A 17,845-nucleotide genomic window follows, 5' to 3' on the forward strand; every position below is an offset into this window, starting at 1 on the left:
AAGGAAACCCCTGCTGCAATAACATTTGTTATCAGTTTACTTCGCTAGCCTCCTTTGAGGATTTTGGCCTTTATTCTGCTCAGGTGGACGGTCGTAATTCCGAGGTAAGAAGCGATATAATGCTGGGGAACTCTTTTAATGATTTCAGGTTTCTCCTTTGCAAGATCAAGGTAACGTTGCTGAGGACTGTCTTTTATAAATGAAAAGAAATGTTTCATATAATCAAATGTTCTCTCAAAGACTGAATCCATAAAGCGATCCCTCAGCTCAGGATCATTATATATTTCTGCTAAAATCTGGTCAACGGTCGGCTTATCTATTTTCCATAAAATGCAAGATTCTATGGTCTCAAAGGAAACCATGCTCGGCAGACCTTTTCTGAAGCTTTCCAAAGAAGAAAACATGGTATTCTCAGTAAAAAACTGAAAAGTAACATCCTTTCCGTCATTGTTATACCAGGCTCTTGCCAATCCCTTTTCAATATAATAGGCGTGCAAGGACACCTCATTCTCTTTTAAAAGAATGGTCTTTGCCGGTACTTCAATGCGTTTGAATTCCCTGATAAATCGGACACATTTTGTTTTCGGAAACGGAAACTTTGCTTTTAGATGCTCAAACATATTTAAATATAAAAAAAGAACGGAACATAAAGTTCCGTTCTTTCATCTTTTTAAATCAGGCTATTTATTTTCGCTATAATCTGGTCTGCCAGCTGATCTGCCTCTTCCTGGGATTTGGCCTCAGTATAGACTCTGATAATAGGTTCCGTATTCGATTTACGAAGGTGAACCCAGTTGTTTTCAAAATCTATTTTCACTCCATCTATGGTAGAAACTTCTTCGTTCTGATATTCTTTTTCCATTTTGGCTAAAATATCATCTACGTTGATTTCAGGGGTAAGTTCAATTTTCTTTTTCCCCATAAAATAGCTTGGATATCCTGCTCTCAGCTCTGAAACGGTTTTGTTTTCTTTTGCCAGATAAGTAAGGAAAAGGGCAACGCCTACCAAAGAGTCTCTTCCGTAGTGAAGATCAGGATAAATAATTCCTCCGTTTCCTTCTCCTCCGATAACCGCATTTTTCTCTTTCATCAGGGTAACAACATTTACCTCTCCTACCGCACTTGCGAAATATTCAGAATTATGATTCCGGGCGATATCCCTCAATGCACGGCTCGAAGAAAGATTGGATATGGCAACTCCGTTTTTATGTTTTAATAAATAATCCGCCACTGCAACCAATGTATACTCTTCTCCAAACATCTCTCCCTTTTCATCGATCAGAGCCAGCCTGTCAACATCAGGATCCACTACCACTCCGAAATCTGCTTTTTCTTTTTTTACCAGTTCGCAGATGTCTCCCAAATGTTCTTTCAGAGGCTCCGGGTTATGCGGAAAATGTCCGTTAGGCTCACAATACAGTTTTATGGTTTCACATCCAAGTTTATCCAGCAACATCGGAATCGCTATTCCACCTGTAGAATTCACAGCGTCTAAAACAACTTTGAATTTTTTGGCTTTAATGGCTTCAACATCTACCATGGGAAGATCAAGGATCTGCTGGATATGAATATCAAAGGCATCGTCCCTTGTTTCATATTTCCCTAAATCGTCTACTTCCGCAAAGTTGAAATCTTCACTTTCAGCGATTGCCAGCATCTCTGCCCCGTTCTCACCACTGATGAATTCTCCTTTTTCATTCAACAATTTAAGGGCGTTCCATTGTTTTGGATTATGGGAAGCGGTAAGGATAATTCCTCCGTCCGCCTTCAGTTCCGGAACCATAATTTCCACGGTAGGTGTTGTAGAAAGTCCGAGATCAATAACATTGATCCCCAGTCCCTGTAATGTAGCCGTTACCAGAGAGGAAACCATTCCACCGGAAATCCTTGCATCCCTTCCTATAACAAGCGTTAAGTTTTTTTTGTTTTTATTGTTCTGAAGCCAGGTCCCGAAAGCGGAAGCAAACTTTACCACATCAAGTGGAGTTAAGTTATCATTTACTTTTCCCCCGATCGTTCCCCGGATTCCTGAAATACTTTTAATTAATGACATTGTAGGTCTTTTGTAAGTTTAAATTCTATTTATATTCTGCGTAAGGCTGAGCAAAATTAGAAATTATTTACATTATTTGTGTGACAAATTTATGAACAACCGCAATCTTTATCACAACCTCCTCCTTTAGAGCTGAATTTTTTAGGTGCAAAATTCTTTCTGATCACTCTGAAAAGAGAGTAACAGGCGAATCCTACAATGAGTAGTACGATAATATATTGAAAAATTAATGAAGAGTTCATTATTTTAGAATTTGATAAATAAACATAGACACAAAATATGCCAAACCAGTCATCATAACAACCTGAAAGCCTGTCCATTTAAGGCTTTTTGTTTCTCTGTAGACTACTGCAAGTGTGGAAACACACTGCATTGCAAATGCATAAAATAAAAGGATAGAGATTCCTGTTGCAAAATTAAACACTTTTTCACCGTTTGGTTTCACATCGTGTCTCATTTTGTCAATTACTTTTACTTCAGGAGCATCATCACTCAGGCTGTATAAGGTAGACATTGTACCTACAAAAACTTCTCTAGCTACAAAACTGGTAATGATTCCTACTCCCATTTTCCAATCATAACCCAAAGGAGCAATGGCCGGCTCTATAGCCTTACCCATTTTTGCAAGGTAGGAGTGATCCAGCTTAACATCTGTAGCAACCATTTGATTGGTCTTCTGTGCCGGTCCGAAATAACTTAAGAACCAGATGATAATACTTACAATAAAGATTATCTTTCCTGCTCCCGTTATAAAGTCCCAAACCTTTCCTAAAACCATTTTGAAATCATATCCGAACAATGGTTTTTTATAAGTAGGCAAATCCATTACAAGGTATGTTTTACCTTTATCTTTAATAAATCTTTTTAAGATGGCTGCTGAAAATAAAGCGACAAGAAATCCTAACAGATACATTCCCATTAATACCAGAGCTTTATACTTTATTCCTAAAAAGCTTTTGTCTGAAATAACCAAGCCGATAATGATGCTATATACAGGAAGTCTTGCAGAACAGGTCATGAAAGGAGTTACTAAAATGGTCAGGAGTCTTTCCTTAACGTTTTCGATATTACGTGTGGAAATCACAGCAGGGATCGCACAAGCTGTTCCGGAAACCAATGGGACAATACTTTTCCCGTTGAGTCCAAATGGCCTTAAAAATCTATCCATCAGGAAGATTACTCTTGCCATATATCCTGAATCTTCTAACAGATATAAGAAGTATAACAAAATTCCGATTTGAGGAGCAAATACCATAATCCCTCCTAATCCCGGGATAATTCCATTAGAAACAAGTGAATTTACCGGTCCTTCAGGAAGATACTCGCCAGTGAATGCGGACAGCCATGAGAAGAAACTTTCGATCCAGTTCATCGGATACTCCGCAAGGAAGAATACGCTTTGGAATATAATAAGTAAGATCAGCATGAAAATCACATATCCCCAGAACTTATGCACCAAAACTTTATCCAGCTTTTCGGTAAGCAGTTCTTTGAACTGTGGCTTTTTAGTGATTACATTCGCTAATATCTTATCAACATTCTGGTATCTTCTTACTGTCTCCTGAACCTGTAGTCTCTTCGGAACCAGACTTTTAGCATCCGGACTATTGAGAATATCATGAACAGATTCTATTTTGCTGAGTTCTACTCCCGATGATATACTCATCCAGGCTTCATAATCACTATCCAAGCCCTTATGAGCCACAATTTTTGCTATAAAATCTTTATGTTCATTCGGAATTTCAAAAGAAGTTTTTTCCGTTTTTTTAAAATCATTATTAAAAACAGCTTCCCTTATCTGATCTATTCCGATTTGCTCTTTAGCATTGGTTTGGATAATTTTAATATTTAAAGCATTTGAGAACTGCTGGATATCGATATCAATCCCGCGTCTTTGAGCCTGGTCGATCTGGTTAACTACCAAAATAAGAGGAATACCCAGATCCTGGATCTGTTGAAACAAAAGAAGCCCCCTTTTTAAACTTAAGGCCTCAAGGATATAAACAACTCCGGCATAGTTTTGCTGCTCATCGATCAGAAATTTTGAAAAGATAGCTTCATCTTCAGAGCTCGGATATATACTGTAAGAACCCGGTAAATCCACCACTTCCACTTCCTCATCCTTGTAGCTGTAATGTCCGGAATAGCTTGCTACAGTAACACCGGCATAATTCCCGGTCTTCTGTTTTTTATTACAGAGTGTATTGAAAACCGTAGATTTTCCTACATTCGGATTTCCAACTAAAAGTACCTTTTTTTTCTTATTTTCCTGCATTAATCCCATTCTTGTACAATTATATAATCCCCTTCTTCTTCTCTGAGAGCTATACGGCTTTTTTCATCTCCAAATTCCACATACATGGGACCACTAAATGGAGCCTGATACAAAATCCTGAAAACGGTTTCCGGTAAAAGACCCATTTCTATAATTTTGTTTGGCATCTTTAGATGATCATTATCATAACCCAATATCTTCCCCATTTTGTTCTTAGGGAATCCGCTTAATTTATGTAAATCCTTCTCTTTCAAAGCCTGCTTTTTGTACATGCAAATGTACGCTATTTAAATTTAATCTAAATAACCTTAGTCTTAAAAAAAATAAACCCAAATGCTGTAAAAACATTTGGGTTCATTTGATAAAATATAATTTAGTTAATTGAATGTCTATTTTTTCTTTTTGTCAGTTATTTCAACCTTCTCAATCGGGTTATCATTGGCATTAAAGAAATCTTTGTATTGTTTTTCCTGTTTCTTCAACATATCACCTACAGTTCCATCCATTCCCGGTATGGTCTTGGAAAGCATGTCCTGTGTCATCATCGGTCTCAGAGTAGCAAAAGGATCTTTTTTGAAATCGTTATACGTTTTTTCGAATTTTTCTCTGGTCAGTTCGTTTACCTTTCCTCCTTTCGCCTGCATCAGGTTTTCTACGTATGAATATTCTGTGTAATCTTTCACCTTCTTATTTCCCTGAAGCACCCATGAATAATCTTTTGCATCGTCCTCTATCTTGACAATCAGACCCGGAAGACCAGAAAACTTGTAAGGACCGTCAGGAAAAGGCAGATCCGTACTGAACCATGCTGTCCATTTTCTTCCTCCGAATTCTGTGGTTGCTTTTTGTGTATTATAAGCTCCTATTTTTTGTTTGTCGGTAAGAATATTCCAGTTGAATTTCGGCTCCTCGTTATATCCGATATTACTTGGAGTAAATCCACTGGCAATTTTATCAACATACTGCACTTTCATGCTTGGATAAAATTTATAAACCCTGGCAGAAATTTTAGGCTGTCTGATTGTTTTTGAAAGGTCTTTCATCACACCTGCCTTCTGCATTGCTTCTATTTCCACCTTCAGGATCGAATCCTGTGCGATAATGGTATAATCCTGATAAATCGATCTGTTTTTATCTGTAATATCCAATATCGTAATAACCTTATCTATTTTAGTAGAATCTTTTTTAGGTTTAAAAGTAAGTTCGTAAAAGAAACGGTTTGCAGTTTCTTTAGACTCCTGAGCATTGGCAAAAGCAAAAAGAGCAATTAAGAATACTGAAAGCAACTTTTTCATTGTAATAATGTTTACTTATTAGTTGCTATTGTATCAAAAATGTTACAACTTTTTTCTCTTTATTTATAAGTTCTTTATGGTAAGCCCCGGAAATATGGCTCCGCCAGGTTAATAGCTATATAAAAAATTATTTTCAGTGGCATCTTCTTTTTTCATATTCATTTTTAAAGATTATTATGTCGTCAAAACCTTTATAGCTATAAAAGTTTTAACTTTAAATACCTAAAAACAAAATTAAAATGGACACATTAGCTCAATTAAAATCCGAACTTGATAGTGAGTATCAAACCACCAGAAAATTTTTTGACCTCTATCCCGATGACAAAAATGAGTATGCTCCTCACGAAAAAAGTATGAAAATGAAATCGCTTGCCAACCATCTTGCTGATGTTTTTGAGTGGCCCAACACCATGCTGAAAACATCTGAACTGGATTTTGGAACCGCACAACATCCAACCACGTCTGCTACGAAAGAAGATTTATTAAAAAAACTGGATGAGAACTATAAATCGGGTATCGACGCATTGGAAAATGCAAAAGAAGATGACCTGAATTCTACCTGGGCTTTAAAACATAATGGGCATGAATTGGCAAAATGGACCAAGTATGCATCAATCCGCCACAGTTTAAATCAAATTACCCACCACAGAGCTCAGCTGGGAGTATACTACAGGCTCAATGATATTCCTTTGCCGGGAAGTTACGGTCCGTCTGCAGACGTACAAAGCTTTTAAAATATAGTTTAAATGAAAAAGCCAATCCCAAGGGATTGGCTTTTTCTGTTTATGTAGTTTATTATTTGAAGTTAAATTTCACGGTAAACATTACCTGACTTGGACGAAGCTGATATCTCGTATAGGTAATATTGGTCGTATTAATATCATAGGTTTCGAATACCTTTTTATTCGCAATATTCATCCACTTCAGTTCGAAATCTATTTTCTTTTTAGCCCAGGTAAACTGATAGGACACATCGTAGAATCCGTTATGGTACTTCTGTTCAGCTGCATTTGTGTTCACCTGATCCCAATTGAACCCGACTGTATGGTTTTCTATAGGATAGAAGAAAAGTCCAAGATTATGGGTGAAGCCTGTTCTGGTAGCGTTAGAACTAACCTTTCCAACACTGGTCTGTTTTGTTCGGGAAATACTTGCGTTATAATCTATACTCATCCAGCTGAAATAAGTATTATTGAATTTAATTCCGTACGACTGGCTGTTATTCTTGTTGGTATAGGAATCATTATTTAAAAACAGGTCTGATTTCACGGTGTTGTTACTATAGCTAAGGGAGGCATTGGTTTTAAACTTTGGAAAATACTTTCCAACTTCTGCACTGTATCCATTATTCAATACATGATTATCCTGTTCTTTGTAATTCATTATTGTATATCCCGCACCATTGATTGTAGGATTGGAAATCAGGTTTCTTTTCGCATCGGAATATCTGTAGTTTACATTAAAGAATAAATTATTCAGCGGGTTTCTGTATTCAATTCTTGTTCCTGCTGATTTATTGTTGTTCTGAGGAATCGGATTTTTTGGATCCATTGCATTAATTCCACTTGGAGAAGTCATCAAGAATCCTGAATATGCTGTATTAATTTCTCCAAAATTATTATTGATATTCGCGTTTACCGACGCTTTCCAGAATGAAGCAAATGTATATTGAGCAAAAACACTTGGCTCAAATGTAACTTTATTAACCGTTTTAGAAACATTTCTGAACGGGTCCTCCGCTTTAATATTATTAGAATTGACCGGGATGTTGGCATAAAGCATCCAGGAATCATTTTTATAATTAACCCCTAAACTTCCGTAAGGAGTTGCTGTGGAATATCTCAGGTCATTGCTGTATGCGGTAGAAAGTGTCGGTAGATCATTCGGATTCGTGGACGGAATTGTTTCAATGTTATACAGGTCTGAAACCAGATCCGTTGTTTTGAAATTAAATCCTACTTCAGGAGTAAAGGTCCATCCCTTTGTAGAAAATCCAATATTTGCAGAATGATTTGCCTCAAAAGTTTTAAGCCTTAGGTTTTGGGTAACAAAATCAGAATTCGGTAACACTTTAAATCCAGGGATATCCAGATATGATGTTGGAGAAACTTCCAATGTTTGCCTGTCTGTCTGATAGCTTACATAGGATAAAAGGTTCACCATTTTTTCCTTCCATGGTATAATCGTACTTAAGGAGTTTTGAAATGATGTCGTAGGAGATTCAAGGCTTTCCCCTGCATTTCTTTGTTTTCCGGAAGTAAGGTCGGTTCTGTCTACCAGTCCTCTGTCTGCATTCCAGTATTGAGAAAAGCTTGTTGTATTCTTGAAGAATCCTTTTTTTGCATTTTTTGTAAAAATCAATTCTCCTTTAGCTTTATCCGTATAAAAATTATTAAGAATATTAGTTGTATTAGAGCTTCCATCGAAATAATCTTTCCTATTATAAGCTTCTCTTTCTACTGCATTATTTGTATAGTTGGCATTGGCCTTAAGTTCCCATTCTTTCTTTTTATCGATATTGGTTAAATAATTAGCGGATAAATAGTGGACATTATTTAATAAGTATCTTTTTACCGGAAGGCTGGGAGTGTCTGCATTTTCTACAGTGAGCCAGTCATTTTGTGAGGCATTAATCCTCTTTCCTTCGAACCTGTTTCCAAAAGCCAATATATTTCCTTCATTTTCAACCTGCTCTCCCATATTATTGGTTTTATAATTAACTACCCATTGGCTTTTCTGTCCAAAGAACATAGGAGTCAGTTTCACATTCCAGAGCCAAGGTTCTCCAAATCCTGTTCCTACTTCTCCTCTACCAGTCATGGTAACGGAATTCTTTAATTTAATATTGATTGCCGCCTGGTCGGAAGGTACTTTATCCTGAAGAATTTTTACAGGTTGGTGATTTTCAAGCACTTCAACTTTCTGTACAGCATCCTTTGGTAAAGAATTATTAATCGTTCCGTATCCTCCTTCCATCAGGTCTTTCCCATTAACGTAGAATTTATTGATCGCATTCCCCTGATAAAGTATCGTTCCGTCCGTATTAACCTCAATACCAGGAATCTTTTTCATCACATCAGCCAGTGTCCTGTCACTCTTACTGTCAAAAGCTTTAAGATCATACGCAATGGTATCCCCTCTCGCCGTAATCATCTTGGTTTTCAGTTGAACTTCCTTGATCTCGGTAGCCTCAGACTGCATTTTAAAACTTAGCGTCTGATCACTGTTGCTTATCTGTTTAGTTAATGGTTTTTGGTTAAATGCCTTTACTTTCAAATCAACATTAGACTCTGCTGTAGTAAAAGTTACTTTATATTCCCCTTTTGAATTGGTAATTCCATAAGCTAAGATCGCATCTTTACCCGGTTCTTCTACCGTTACACTTGCGCTTGGAATAGGAACACCATCTTCATCTGTGATTTTACCTATAATCGTCTTTTGCGCATAAGTAAGCACAGAAAGAAAAATCATCAGAAATAAAGTAATATTCTTTTTCATAATTCTAGTTATTTGCTTAATTAGTTATTATTCGGTGTTTTTTGTTACACCTCTATAGAGATGCATTTCAGGCAAATAAGTTAAAACACTGTTTTTCACTATGTTTTTAGTGATAATTTTTTTTGGTTTTTTTTGTTTGTGTATTTTAGGGATATAAGTTTTGCTTCATTTTATTTTGACTAAATAAAATAAATGATTAAAGCCATAGGTTAAATAAATCTTAATTTACTTAATATCAATATTTATTTAATAGTTTTGTAACATAAAATTTATAAAATGGGAATTGTCTTAAAGCCTATTGACATTGTAGATGACATTACTAAGGAAGAATTCTACGAAAAATACCTAAGGCCGAGAAGGCCTGTTGTCATCAAAAATATGGCAAAAAAATGGCCTGCATATCAAAAATGGACAATGGACCACATCAAAGAGACAGTAGGAGACGTAGAAGTTCCATTATATGACAGTTCCAAAGCTGATCCCTCAGCACCGATCAATACCCCTACTACAAAAATGAAGTTTGGCGATTATATAGACCTGATCCAAAGAGAACCTACCGATCTTCGTATTTTTTTCTTTGATCCTATTAAATATGCCAATAAGCTGCTGGATGATTATATTTCTCCAAAAGATTTAATGGGCGGCTTCCTGGATAAATATCCTTCCATGTTTTTCGGAGGAACTGGGTCCGTTACTTTTCTGCATTATGATATAGACCTTCCCCACATTTTTCATACCCACTTCAACGGGAGAAAGCACGTTATTCTTTTTGAAAATAAATGGAAAGAAAGATTATATAAGATCCCTTATACCACCTATGCATTGGAGGATTATGACATTTCAAATCCTGATTTTACCAAATTTCCCGCACTGAATGGGATCGAAGGTATTGAATGCTTTCTGGAACATGGGGATACCTTATTTATGCCTACAGGATGGTGGCACTGGATGAAATATCTGGACGGAAGTTTCTCTCTTTCCTTAAGGGCATGGGATAAATCCTGGGCTGTAAAGGCCCACTCTATCTGGAATCTTACGGTACAACGTAAATTCGATGATATCATGAAGGTCAATTTCAAGAAGAAATATATGGACTGGAAGGAAAAAATAGCCATAAAAAGAGCGGAAATAGCCTTACGCAGAGGCTTGCCTAAGTAAATATTCTTATTTTACAAAATTCTTAATCATAGGTTTTGATCCAATCGAAACCCATAATTTTTTGTTGGATACTAAGACTATTTGTATTGAATTCTAAATTTTGTGGAGTCCTTTAGTTATTACGCATGATAAATAAAATACTATTGCATTACACTTCTTTTTATTATTTTTATCTGGTCTAAATATTTATGATAGTGATTTGAATCATAGATTAAAAAAAACTTAAACACAATATTATATTTATTTAATTTAATAATTTTGTAACATAAAATTTACAGAATGGGAATTATTTTAAAGCCTATAGATGTTGTAGACGATATCAGTAAAGAAGATTTCTACGAAAAATATCTAAAGCCGAGAAGGCCCGTTGTCATCAAAAACATGGCAAAAAAATGGCCTGCATATCAAAAATGGACAATGGATTATATGAAGGAAACGGTAGGTGATGTAGAAGTCCCCTTATATGACAGCTCAAAGGCTGACCCGTCTGCTCCCATCAATGCATCTGCAGCCAAAATGAAATTTGGAGATTATATCGATTTGATTCAGAAAGAGCCTACAGATCTTAGAATCTTCCTTTTTGATCCGATTAAATTTGCTCCAAAACTTCTTGAAGATTATATTTCTCCCAAAGAATTAATGGGAGGGTTCCTTGATAAATATCCGAATATGTTCTTTGGAGGAAAAGGATCGGTTACTTTCCTTCATTTTGATATCGATATGGCGCATATCTTCCATACGCACTTCAATGGCAGAAAACATATCATGCTCTTTGATTACAAATGGAAAGAAAGACTTTATCAGATTCCTTATGCTACGTATGCTCTGGAAGATTACGATATTGAGAATCCTGATTTCACTAAATTCCCGGCGCTTGACGGAGTGGAAGGTATTGAATGCTTCCTTGAACATGGAGACACCTTGTTTATGCCTACAGGATGGTGGCACTGGATGAAGTATCTGGACGGAAGTTTCTCTATTTCCTTAAGGGCTTGGGATAAATCCTGGGCAGTAAAGGCACACTCTTTATGGAATCTTACGGTACAGCGTAAATTTGATGATATCATGAAGTCCAATTTCAAAAAAAGGTATATGGACTGGAAAGAGAAAAAAGCTGTTGAACGAGCCAATTATGCTTTAAAAAGAGGCTTACCAAAATAAAAAAAGGCGTTTCAGATGAAACGCCTTCACTTTTTACAAAATCCTATACACCGGATATTGCCTGAATGTCTTTTCTTCAAAATAAGGAGAATGTCTATAAACCCAGTCTAGCTGAGCAGCACCATCATCTGCAAATTTTTTATCTGATGATTTTTTATCGTCAAAGTCCTTTTTCAGTTTAGGATCTTTTTTTAATAGTTCAGCCGCGGTATCTTCAAAGATATATGCTGAAAAATATTCCTTTTGTGCCAGAATACCATCAAAGAAATTCCAGTTAAAGAAGGAATCCAATGCTTCCGGCTCAAGGGTTTCAATAATGTATTTAACTCCCGGCTGTTGTGTAGAAACTATATAATCACCTTCCAGGAAATTCATTTTTTTATCGGATTTATCAACCGTTGTTTCATAATGAAGATAATGTCCTTCGTACGGATTTTTAACCGTTTTAAAATCATTGATCTTATAGGACTCCACCGCTATTGCACTGTCCTTTTGAATCGGTTTCATTTCTATTTTATTCCTTTTGAATTCTTCAATAACCCTGTACTGGGACTGCGGAATGACATAATATTTTGGAATTGTAATGTAACCCGTAGGAACAGCAGTCGTAAACAATTTTATATTTTTTGTAAAAGGACTTGTCCTGTCGTAATACAATCTTGGTTTTCCGGATACTTCGCTGGGTTTATATTTTCCTTCATATCCTTTAAAATCCATCGTGGAAAATTTTGTAGAATCAATCTTCCAGCGGATACCATATTGTTTTCCTGGCTGATATTGCTTTAGGTTTTCAATACGATAGTCTTTGATCTTTTTATACTCTTTATCCAGATTCTGAAGGTTAACAAGCATATACTTATACGTTGCATCAACCCTTTTGTCGTAAGGTTTGAGCATATGCGTTTCCGGAACCGTGCCCAATGAGTTGAATAAAGAAGTATATCCCGTTGAGTATCGTGGTGAATCCTCAAAGGCTGCAAATCCGATTTCAGGGACATCCCCATGAATATTCACATATGGAGTGCTCTCATATCCCAGTTTTTTTAAATCCTGCAGGTTCTTTGCCTGATAATCATTGTAAAAATAATTTCCCAGTACATTTCCAAGGCGTTCTTTAAAAGTTGAAATATAGGTAAACGTATATTGGTAATCTGCCCCGTTGCTTACATGGTTATCGATAAAGACATCCGGCTTCAGCCACTGGTATATTTCCTGGAAACTTCTGGCATTTTTAGAATCGGCTTTAATAAAATCCCTATTCAGATCATAGTTCCTGGCATTTCCTCTGAATCCGTATTGTTCCGGACCGTTTTGATTCGCTCTGGAGTAAGACCCTCTGTTCAGCATTCCGCTTACGTTATATGCCGAAATAGCTGCTATGATAAAATTCTGTGGAGTCTTTATTTTTTTTGTGGCAAGATCCCGAATGAGCATCATGGTTGCATCAATTCCGTCCGGTTCTCCCGGATGGATTCCATTATTAACAAAAAGGATTGCTTTTTCTTTTCTCAGCTTTTCAATATCTTTTTCCGGAAACGGATTATAGATAACAAGATAGATGGGCTTTCCGTTATCATCTTCCCCTTTTTTAAGGTATTGAATTGTATTAAATTTTTTAGCCAGATCCTGGTAATAGTTATTCATCTCATCATAGGTAACGGTCTGGTTGCCATTTCCTTTTTCAAAAGGCGTCTGGAAAGATTTCTGTGAAAAAAACAATGAAGAACTAAGTAATAATAGAACAAATTTAAGTTTCATGAAGATAAAATTTCAGATTATAAAATTACTGAAATTATTGATGAATCTTTTGGTTAATCATAAAGACCGGGGGGTTCTTTTAAAGAAGTAAGAATGTCTCTGATTATCATTGATTTCTCGATTAGCAGCTACCCATTCCTTCCTGTCTCATCAGGATATAAAGCAGGAAGAGGATCACTCTGCCAGAACTCTTTGGTGTCTGCATCCATAATGGACAATGATCCTGTATAAGCAGCCCCGGTATCCAGATTCCAGACATTGGCTTTGTGTAGAGGTTCTTTGCTTCCCAGGTCAATAGTAGGGGTATGCCCAATAAATATCTCGTTATACAAAAGCAGCCTTTTAGGATATAATTCAGAGTTCTTGCTCAGCTTTTTATCCATACAAACAGCCGTTTCCCAAAGCGTCCGATCCCATCGGTAATTGCTGGAATAGACCTCTCTTTCCGGGCCGTGCATTGAAGAATATCCGGCATGAATAAATAAACGGTTCTGATCATCTACATCATAGTTTTTCATATGCTGAAAAAACTCCAAATGTTGCTGTAATTCTATTTTGGAATAGGCATCATAACTTTCGATAGTCTTTCTCCCCCCATTATTGAGCCACACTTCAGGAGTTTCCCCGAAAGAAAGCCAGTCTTCACACCAGGTATCATGGTTTCCTTTAATAAAAATACAATCCTGCTTTTTTGAAAGTTCAATCAGAAAGGCAATAATATGGGAAGATTCACTCCAGCCGTCTACATAATCTCCAAGAAAGATTAATTGATCATCACTTTTTACCTGAGCCCGGTCAAGAACCTGGATCAGCGCTTTAAAACCTCCATGAATATCACCTATTACTAACTTTCTCTTCATTTTTACTTTGAAATATATTTCGTGTCAACAAAATCCGTCAGCCAGACTCCATTGTCTGAAAGATAGAACTGAATTCCTTCTTCAGACATTTTGCCTGTCCGGATGGTCAAAATTACAGGTTTTCCGTGACGCATTCCCACTTTTGTAGCAGTATCTTTATCTGCACTCAGATGAACATGCTGCCTGCTTCTTTTTCAATCCCTTTTTCCATAATGGAGCTGATATTACTTTCTGCAGTTCCATGGTAGAGATATTCCGGAGGCTGCTGAGGAATCAATGCCAGATCTATATCAATAGAGTGTCCCTGGTTAGCTCGTATTTTCGTTTTATCTTCGTTAAAAGCAAACCTTTTTTTGTTATTTGTTTCTACGACCTTATCTAATTCCTCCATCGTAAAATGCACTCTTTTGCGAGCCGATTTTGTAATCAATTCTTCCACATCCGCCCAACCATTTTCATCTAAATGCAGATGAATTGTTTCTGGCTGATGACGGAGAATCAGGCTTAAAAATTTACTTATTCTTTTATTTTCTATTTCGTTCATGATTATGTTTTTTATTTAGCAATGATATTCTTCAGGATCAGATCTTACTTGAATTCCTGTTGTTTCAATTATATTTTAAAATATTCACTTATAGTATTCATTGCTCTATTACTTACTAAAATATTTTGTCTCCAGCTTTTCACATAGTTTTTCAATATCTTCCTTCCTTACCAATTCTGAAATCCAGTCTTCAGGAATATTTTCAAAACCATAATAAATTCCAGCAATTCCTCCTGTTATTGCCCCTGTAGTATCGGTATCTTCACCTAAGTTAACCGCTTTCAATACCGCTTCAGAATAACTTTCTGAATTCATAAAACACCATAAAGAAGCTTCTAAACTGTGTAGAACATATCCTCCGCTTTTAATTTCATCTTCAGTATATTTCCAAATATCATTTTTTAAAAGCCTATCGAAAAGCTTAATTTCATTTGGATTAAAGCCTTTGATTTCTGCATATTTTAAACTTCTTTTTTGCATAAACTCATATGCTTCTTCTTTTCTTTTCCCTTTTATTAATTGGATAGCAAAAACAATATAGATAAAACAGGCAAATACTGAGCGAAAATGGCCATGGGTAATAGCAGAAACTTCTTTAATTGTTTTATAAAGCATGTCGATATCCTCTTGTTTTTCAAGATAAAAAGCTAATGGAAGAATTCTCATCAATGAACCATTTCCATTATCTTCCTCAAAGATATTTCCTGAAAATTTTGCGCTTTCGCCTTTTATCAGCCTTGCAATAGAATGTCTTGTTGTTCCGCCAATATCAAAAAGTTTTCCATGAGCCGTCCAATGTCCATATTTATTCCACTTAACAAAACTATGTCCTATTTTCTCTAAATCATATCCTTTAGTAAGCTCCTCCGCCAGACAAAGTGTTAAAGAGCTATCATCACTCCAGGTTCCTTTAGGCTGATTCCAAGACATATATTCCAAATATCCTTTAACCGGTGATTTCTTTAAATCTTCTCTTTTCTTAAATTCAACAGGAACCCCTAACGCATCTCCAACACAAACGCCGAAAATTCCAGATTTTACCACATTCTCCATTATGCCATATTTACAAGCTTATCAAACAATAATTTCATTCCTCTTGTTGCACTTTCTTTCATCACTACAGCTCTTTTACCATATCCGAACTCCGTTTCATTGGGATTGATAACGATCAAAAGACAATCATCTTTAATTTCATGTATCAGACCTGCTGCCGGATATACCTGCAAGGAAGTTCCGATAACAATTAAAATATCTGCTTCTTTTACCTTTTCTCTTGCTACATTGTATAAAGGCACATCTTCTCCAAACCAAACGATAAATGGTCTTAACTGAGATCCGTCTTCAGCTTTATCTCCCTCGTTAATATCATCTTTTTGCTCATAGATCAGGTCTTTGTTATGACTCGAACATGACTTAAACAATTCTCCATGGATGTGGAGGATGTTGGTTGATCCTGCCCTTTCATGAAGATCATCTATATTCTGAGTAATGATTTGTACATTGAAATACTTCTCAAGCTCTGCTAACAGCCGGTGGGCATCATTAGGTTCTACTTCGTGAAGCTGGCGGCGTCTCTGATTGTAAAACTCCAAAACCAATGCTCTGTCCCTCCTCCAGCCCTCAGGGCTAGCCACATCTGTTACATTATGATTTTCCCAGAGACCATCTCCGTCTCTGAATGTCTTTATTCCGCTTTCGGCACTAATTCCTGCACCGCTTAATATGGTTAGTTTTTTCATTGTTTTTCTTTTAATAGTTTGTCATAAATTGCTTCGTTTTCATTATCGAAACAAACGAAAATAATTTTTTCAATCCTTTCTGTCCAAAAATTTTGAACTTCATTAATAGCAATTTTTGCTGCTAATTCTTTCGGGAAATGATAAATTCCGGTACTAATGTTCGGAAAAGCTATTGTTTTAGCATCAAGACTCTCTGCTAATAGTAAAGAATTCCTGTAACAATTAGCTAAAAGCACCGATTCTTTTGCTTCTTCATCACCATTCCAGACCGGTCCCACGGTATGAATAACATAAGTTGCAGGAAGATTTCCTGCAGAAGTTACAACCGCCTCGCCCGTTTTACATTTTCCTTGTTTATTTCTTATATGAATACATTCTTTTAATATCTGCTTTCCACCTGCACGATGAATAGCCCCATCAACACCACCTCCTCCAAGTAAAGACGAATTTGCCGCATTTACAATAACATCAGCCTTTACTTTAGTGATATCGCCTTTTATTAATTCAATAAGTGGGCTCATCTAATTTTAATTTTTGTTTCCATTTTTTAATTTATTACCAAAACCGCCTCTTCATCAGACAGCTTAATTTCTACGGTTGCACCACTATTGAACTGCAAAAAATCCTGTTCAATTCCATCACTAAATATAAAACCATTATTTGGCATTAATGATTCTATAACGAGCCTATTTCCTCTTTTTATTCGCCCACTGCAAATTTCCGTTTGTGTTGCTTTACTTTTGAAAGGTTCTCTCACCGCAAAGTATAGATCATCTTCATTGAGTTCCGGATATTCCAGTTCTTTAGATCCTAAAATTCCATAGGCCATATTAAAGATCGAGCTTAGCCAGCCGGTACTTCCTGTCTTTGTAGAAACAATAATTCCACTGGAAGAATGCATCTCTTCTTTTCCGTTCATAACCACCTTATACCTTGCTGAGCTATGGGAAGAAACACCAATGAAAAGATCATTTACAGCCAGGAGCTTTTGCCCGTCATTCAATACTGCTTCAGCAAACTTCATTCTCTTTGAACTAAAATTTTCGTTTATAACAGAATAAATGCCATCCAGAAAGTTTTTTGTATTAAAAGGAAGCAGTACTCCATCATACCTTTCCTGGTCAGGGTTAATTGCTACGATAGGTATATTTTTAGAGTATTTTGCTACATTCACTACCAACCCATCCTGCCCAACCACCACAATTAAATTCTTTTGAGAGAAAATAAAGGAGGGTACAAATTCTCGTTCTACCACTTTATTTTTAATTACTTTGGAAAGTTTTGTCTGGACTTCAAGAAATGACTGATAGAACTTTTCATGTTCAGTAACATATTCCTGAAAATCACCCCCTGAACTTTCGATATAAAACCGGGCCTGTGCTTTTGTATTGAACCGTTCAATCAAAGCTTCCAATCTCGTTTTGTTCTTAATAATAATTGCGTATTCTGGTTTCATGCTTTACTTCAATTGCTTATTTTAAATGCTTTTCATTCCTTTCATCGC

16 protein-coding genes and 1 pseudogene are annotated in these 17,845 nt (G+C 36.3%); 3 read left to right on the forward strand and 14 right to left on the reverse strand.

Annotated elements, in window-relative coordinates:
* Positions 1 to 44: 44 nt before the first annotated feature.
* The 6 genes from MTQ00_RS15735 to MTQ00_RS15760 all read right to left on the reverse strand — a co-directional run bounded on the left by MTQ00_RS15735 (position 45) and on the right by MTQ00_RS15760 (position 5,623).
* Positions 45 to 620 carry a Crp/Fnr family transcriptional regulator gene (locus tag MTQ00_RS15735; RefSeq protein WP_273650228.1) on the reverse strand — a complete coding sequence of 192 codons (576 nt, stop codon included), beginning with the start codon at positions 618 to 620 and terminating at the stop codon, positions 45 to 47.
* Between the two features lie 50 nt (positions 621 to 670).
* A complete protein-coding gene (gene glmM, locus MTQ00_RS15740) occupies positions 671 to 2,053 on the reverse strand; it encodes a phosphoglucosamine mutase (protein WP_172281617.1) in 1,383 nt (460 codons plus the stop codon).
* Positions 2,054 to 2,142: 89 nt separating this feature from the next.
* A complete protein-coding gene (locus MTQ00_RS15745; protein WP_273650229.1) occupies positions 2,143 to 2,295 on the reverse strand; it encodes a hypothetical protein in 153 nt (50 codons plus the stop codon).
* Positions 2,295 to 4,328, reverse strand: coding sequence for a ferrous iron transport protein B (feoB, locus tag MTQ00_RS15750; RefSeq protein ID WP_273650230.1), 2,034 nt, complete (start codon positions 4,326 to 4,328; stop codon positions 2,295 to 2,297). Before feoB ends, MTQ00_RS15745 begins: the two co-directional genes overlap by 1 nt.
* Entirely contained in the window at positions 4,328 to 4,582 is a 255-nt protein-coding gene (locus MTQ00_RS15755) for a FeoA family protein (protein ID WP_262888831.1), read from the reverse strand. Before MTQ00_RS15755 ends, feoB begins: the two co-directional genes overlap by 1 nt.
* A 135-nt stretch (positions 4,583 to 4,717) precedes the next feature.
* On the reverse strand, positions 4,718 to 5,623 hold the full coding sequence (locus MTQ00_RS15760; protein ID WP_273650231.1) for a GLPGLI family protein: 906 nt from the start codon (positions 5,621 to 5,623) through the stop codon (positions 4,718 to 4,720).
* A 239-nt stretch (positions 5,624 to 5,862) separates the two neighbouring features.
* On the opposite strand from MTQ00_RS15760, the gene MTQ00_RS15765 reads away from it, so the two are divergent.
* Positions 5,863 to 6,357 carry a DinB family protein gene (locus MTQ00_RS15765; protein ID WP_172281626.1) on the forward strand — a complete coding sequence of 165 codons (495 nt, stop codon included), beginning with the start codon at positions 5,863 to 5,865 and terminating at the stop codon, positions 6,355 to 6,357.
* A gap of 61 nt (positions 6,358 to 6,418) precedes the next feature.
* Here the strand turns inward: MTQ00_RS15765 and MTQ00_RS15770 are convergent, their stop codons facing one another.
* Positions 6,419 to 9,121 carry a hypothetical protein gene (locus MTQ00_RS15770; protein WP_273650232.1) on the reverse strand — a complete coding sequence of 901 codons (2,703 nt, stop codon included), beginning with the start codon at positions 9,119 to 9,121 and terminating at the stop codon, positions 6,419 to 6,421.
* Between the two features lie 276 nt (positions 9,122 to 9,397).
* Here MTQ00_RS15770 and MTQ00_RS15775 point away from each other — a divergent pair, with 276 nt between their 5' ends.
* Together MTQ00_RS15775 and MTQ00_RS15780 are read left to right on the forward strand one after the other, a co-directional pair.
* The gene (locus MTQ00_RS15775; RefSeq protein WP_172281630.1) at positions 9,398 to 10,279 is read left to right on the forward strand and encodes a cupin-like domain-containing protein; all 882 of its coding nucleotides are present in this window, start codon (positions 9,398 to 9,400) and stop codon (positions 10,277 to 10,279) included.
* Between the two features lie 279 nt (positions 10,280 to 10,558).
* Entirely contained in the window at positions 10,559 to 11,440 is an 882-nt protein-coding gene (locus MTQ00_RS15780) for a cupin-like domain-containing protein (RefSeq protein ID WP_172281632.1), read from the forward strand.
* 33 nt (positions 11,441 to 11,473) lie between these two features.
* Here MTQ00_RS15780 and MTQ00_RS15785 read toward each other — a convergent pair whose 3' ends face one another.
* From MTQ00_RS15785 to MTQ00_RS15815, 7 genes and pseudogenes are all read right to left on the reverse strand, one after another.
* A complete protein-coding gene (locus MTQ00_RS15785; RefSeq protein WP_273650233.1) occupies positions 11,474 to 13,198 on the reverse strand; it encodes a hypothetical protein in 1,725 nt (574 codons plus the stop codon).
* A 128-nt stretch (positions 13,199 to 13,326) separates the two neighbouring features.
* A complete protein-coding gene (locus MTQ00_RS15790) occupies positions 13,327 to 14,058 on the reverse strand; it encodes a metallophosphoesterase family protein (RefSeq protein WP_273650234.1) in 732 nt (243 codons plus the stop codon).
* Positions 14,059 to 14,060: 2 nt separating this feature from the next.
* Positions 14,061 to 14,602 (reverse strand): annotated as a pseudogene (locus MTQ00_RS15795) (RNA 2'-phosphotransferase).
* A 108-nt stretch (positions 14,603 to 14,710) separates the two neighbouring features.
* Entirely contained in the window at positions 14,711 to 15,655 is a 945-nt protein-coding gene (locus MTQ00_RS15800) for an ADP-ribosylglycohydrolase family protein (protein ID WP_273650235.1), read from the reverse strand.
* Complete coding sequence (locus MTQ00_RS15805; protein WP_273650236.1) at positions 15,655 to 16,341, reverse strand: SIR2 family NAD-dependent protein deacylase; 687 nt, start codon at positions 16,339 to 16,341, stop codon at positions 15,655 to 15,657. The genes MTQ00_RS15800 and MTQ00_RS15805 overlap by 1 nt, the downstream gene beginning before the upstream one ends.
* Entirely contained in the window at positions 16,338 to 16,862 is a 525-nt protein-coding gene (locus MTQ00_RS15810; protein WP_273650237.1) for an O-acetyl-ADP-ribose deacetylase, read from the reverse strand. Before MTQ00_RS15810 ends, MTQ00_RS15805 begins: the two co-directional genes overlap by 4 nt.
* A gap of 26 nt (positions 16,863 to 16,888) precedes the next feature.
* The gene (locus MTQ00_RS15815; RefSeq protein WP_273650238.1) at positions 16,889 to 17,797 is read right to left on the reverse strand and encodes a sugar kinase; all 909 of its coding nucleotides are present in this window, start codon (positions 17,795 to 17,797) and stop codon (positions 16,889 to 16,891) included.
* Between the last annotated feature and the right edge of the window lie 48 nt (positions 17,798 to 17,845).

The sequence above is a fragment of the Chryseobacterium sp. B21-037 genome, from assembly GCF_028570785.1.
Lineage (GTDB): Bacteria > Bacteroidota > Bacteroidia > Flavobacteriales > Weeksellaceae > Chryseobacterium > Chryseobacterium proteolyticum.

What these genes read in the sequence shown, in the direction of transcription:
- MTQ00_RS15735 (WP_273650228.1), bottom strand. Translation starts at nt 620, where the DNA reads ATGTTTGAGCATCTAAAAGCAAAGTTTCCGTTTCCGAAAACAAAATGT.
- glmM (WP_172281617.1), bottom strand. Translation starts at nt 2,053, where the DNA reads ATGTCATTAATTAAAAGTATTTCAGGAATCCGGGGAACGATCGGGGGA.
- MTQ00_RS15745 (WP_273650229.1), bottom strand. Translation starts at nt 2,295, where the DNA reads ATGAACTCTTCATTAATTTTTCAATATATTATCGTACTACTCATTGTA.
- feoB (WP_273650230.1), bottom strand. Translation starts at nt 4,328, where the DNA reads ATGCAGGAAAATAAGAAAAAAAAGGTACTTTTAGTTGGAAATCCGAAT.
- MTQ00_RS15760 (WP_273650231.1), bottom strand. Translation starts at nt 5,623, where the DNA reads ATGAAAAAGTTGCTTTCAGTATTCTTAATTGCTCTTTTTGCTTTTGCC.
- MTQ00_RS15765 (WP_172281626.1), top strand. Translation starts at nt 5,863, where the DNA reads ATGGACACATTAGCTCAATTAAAATCCGAACTTGATAGTGAGTATCAA.
- MTQ00_RS15770 (WP_273650232.1), bottom strand. Translation starts at nt 9,121, where the DNA reads ATGAAAAAGAATATTACTTTATTTCTGATGATTTTTCTTTCTGTGCTT.
- MTQ00_RS15775 (WP_172281630.1), top strand. Translation starts at nt 9,398, where the DNA reads ATGGGAATTGTCTTAAAGCCTATTGACATTGTAGATGACATTACTAAG.
- MTQ00_RS15780 (WP_172281632.1), top strand. Translation starts at nt 10,559, where the DNA reads ATGGGAATTATTTTAAAGCCTATAGATGTTGTAGACGATATCAGTAAA.
- MTQ00_RS15785 (WP_273650233.1), bottom strand. Translation starts at nt 13,198, where the DNA reads ATGAAACTTAAATTTGTTCTATTATTACTTAGTTCTTCATTGTTTTTT.
- MTQ00_RS15790 (WP_273650234.1), bottom strand. Translation starts at nt 14,058, where the DNA reads ATGAAGAGAAAGTTAGTAATAGGTGATATTCATGGAGGTTTTAAAGCG.
- MTQ00_RS15800 (WP_273650235.1), bottom strand. Translation starts at nt 15,655, where the DNA reads ATGGAGAATGTGGTAAAATCTGGAATTTTCGGCGTTTGTGTTGGAGAT.
- MTQ00_RS15805 (WP_273650236.1), bottom strand. Translation starts at nt 16,341, where the DNA reads ATGAAAAAACTAACCATATTAAGCGGTGCAGGAATTAGTGCCGAAAGC.
- MTQ00_RS15810 (WP_273650237.1), bottom strand. Translation starts at nt 16,862, where the DNA reads ATGAGCCCACTTATTGAATTAATAAAAGGCGATATCACTAAAGTAAAG.
- MTQ00_RS15815 (WP_273650238.1), bottom strand. Translation starts at nt 17,797, where the DNA reads ATGAAACCAGAATACGCAATTATTATTAAGAACAAAACGAGATTGGAA.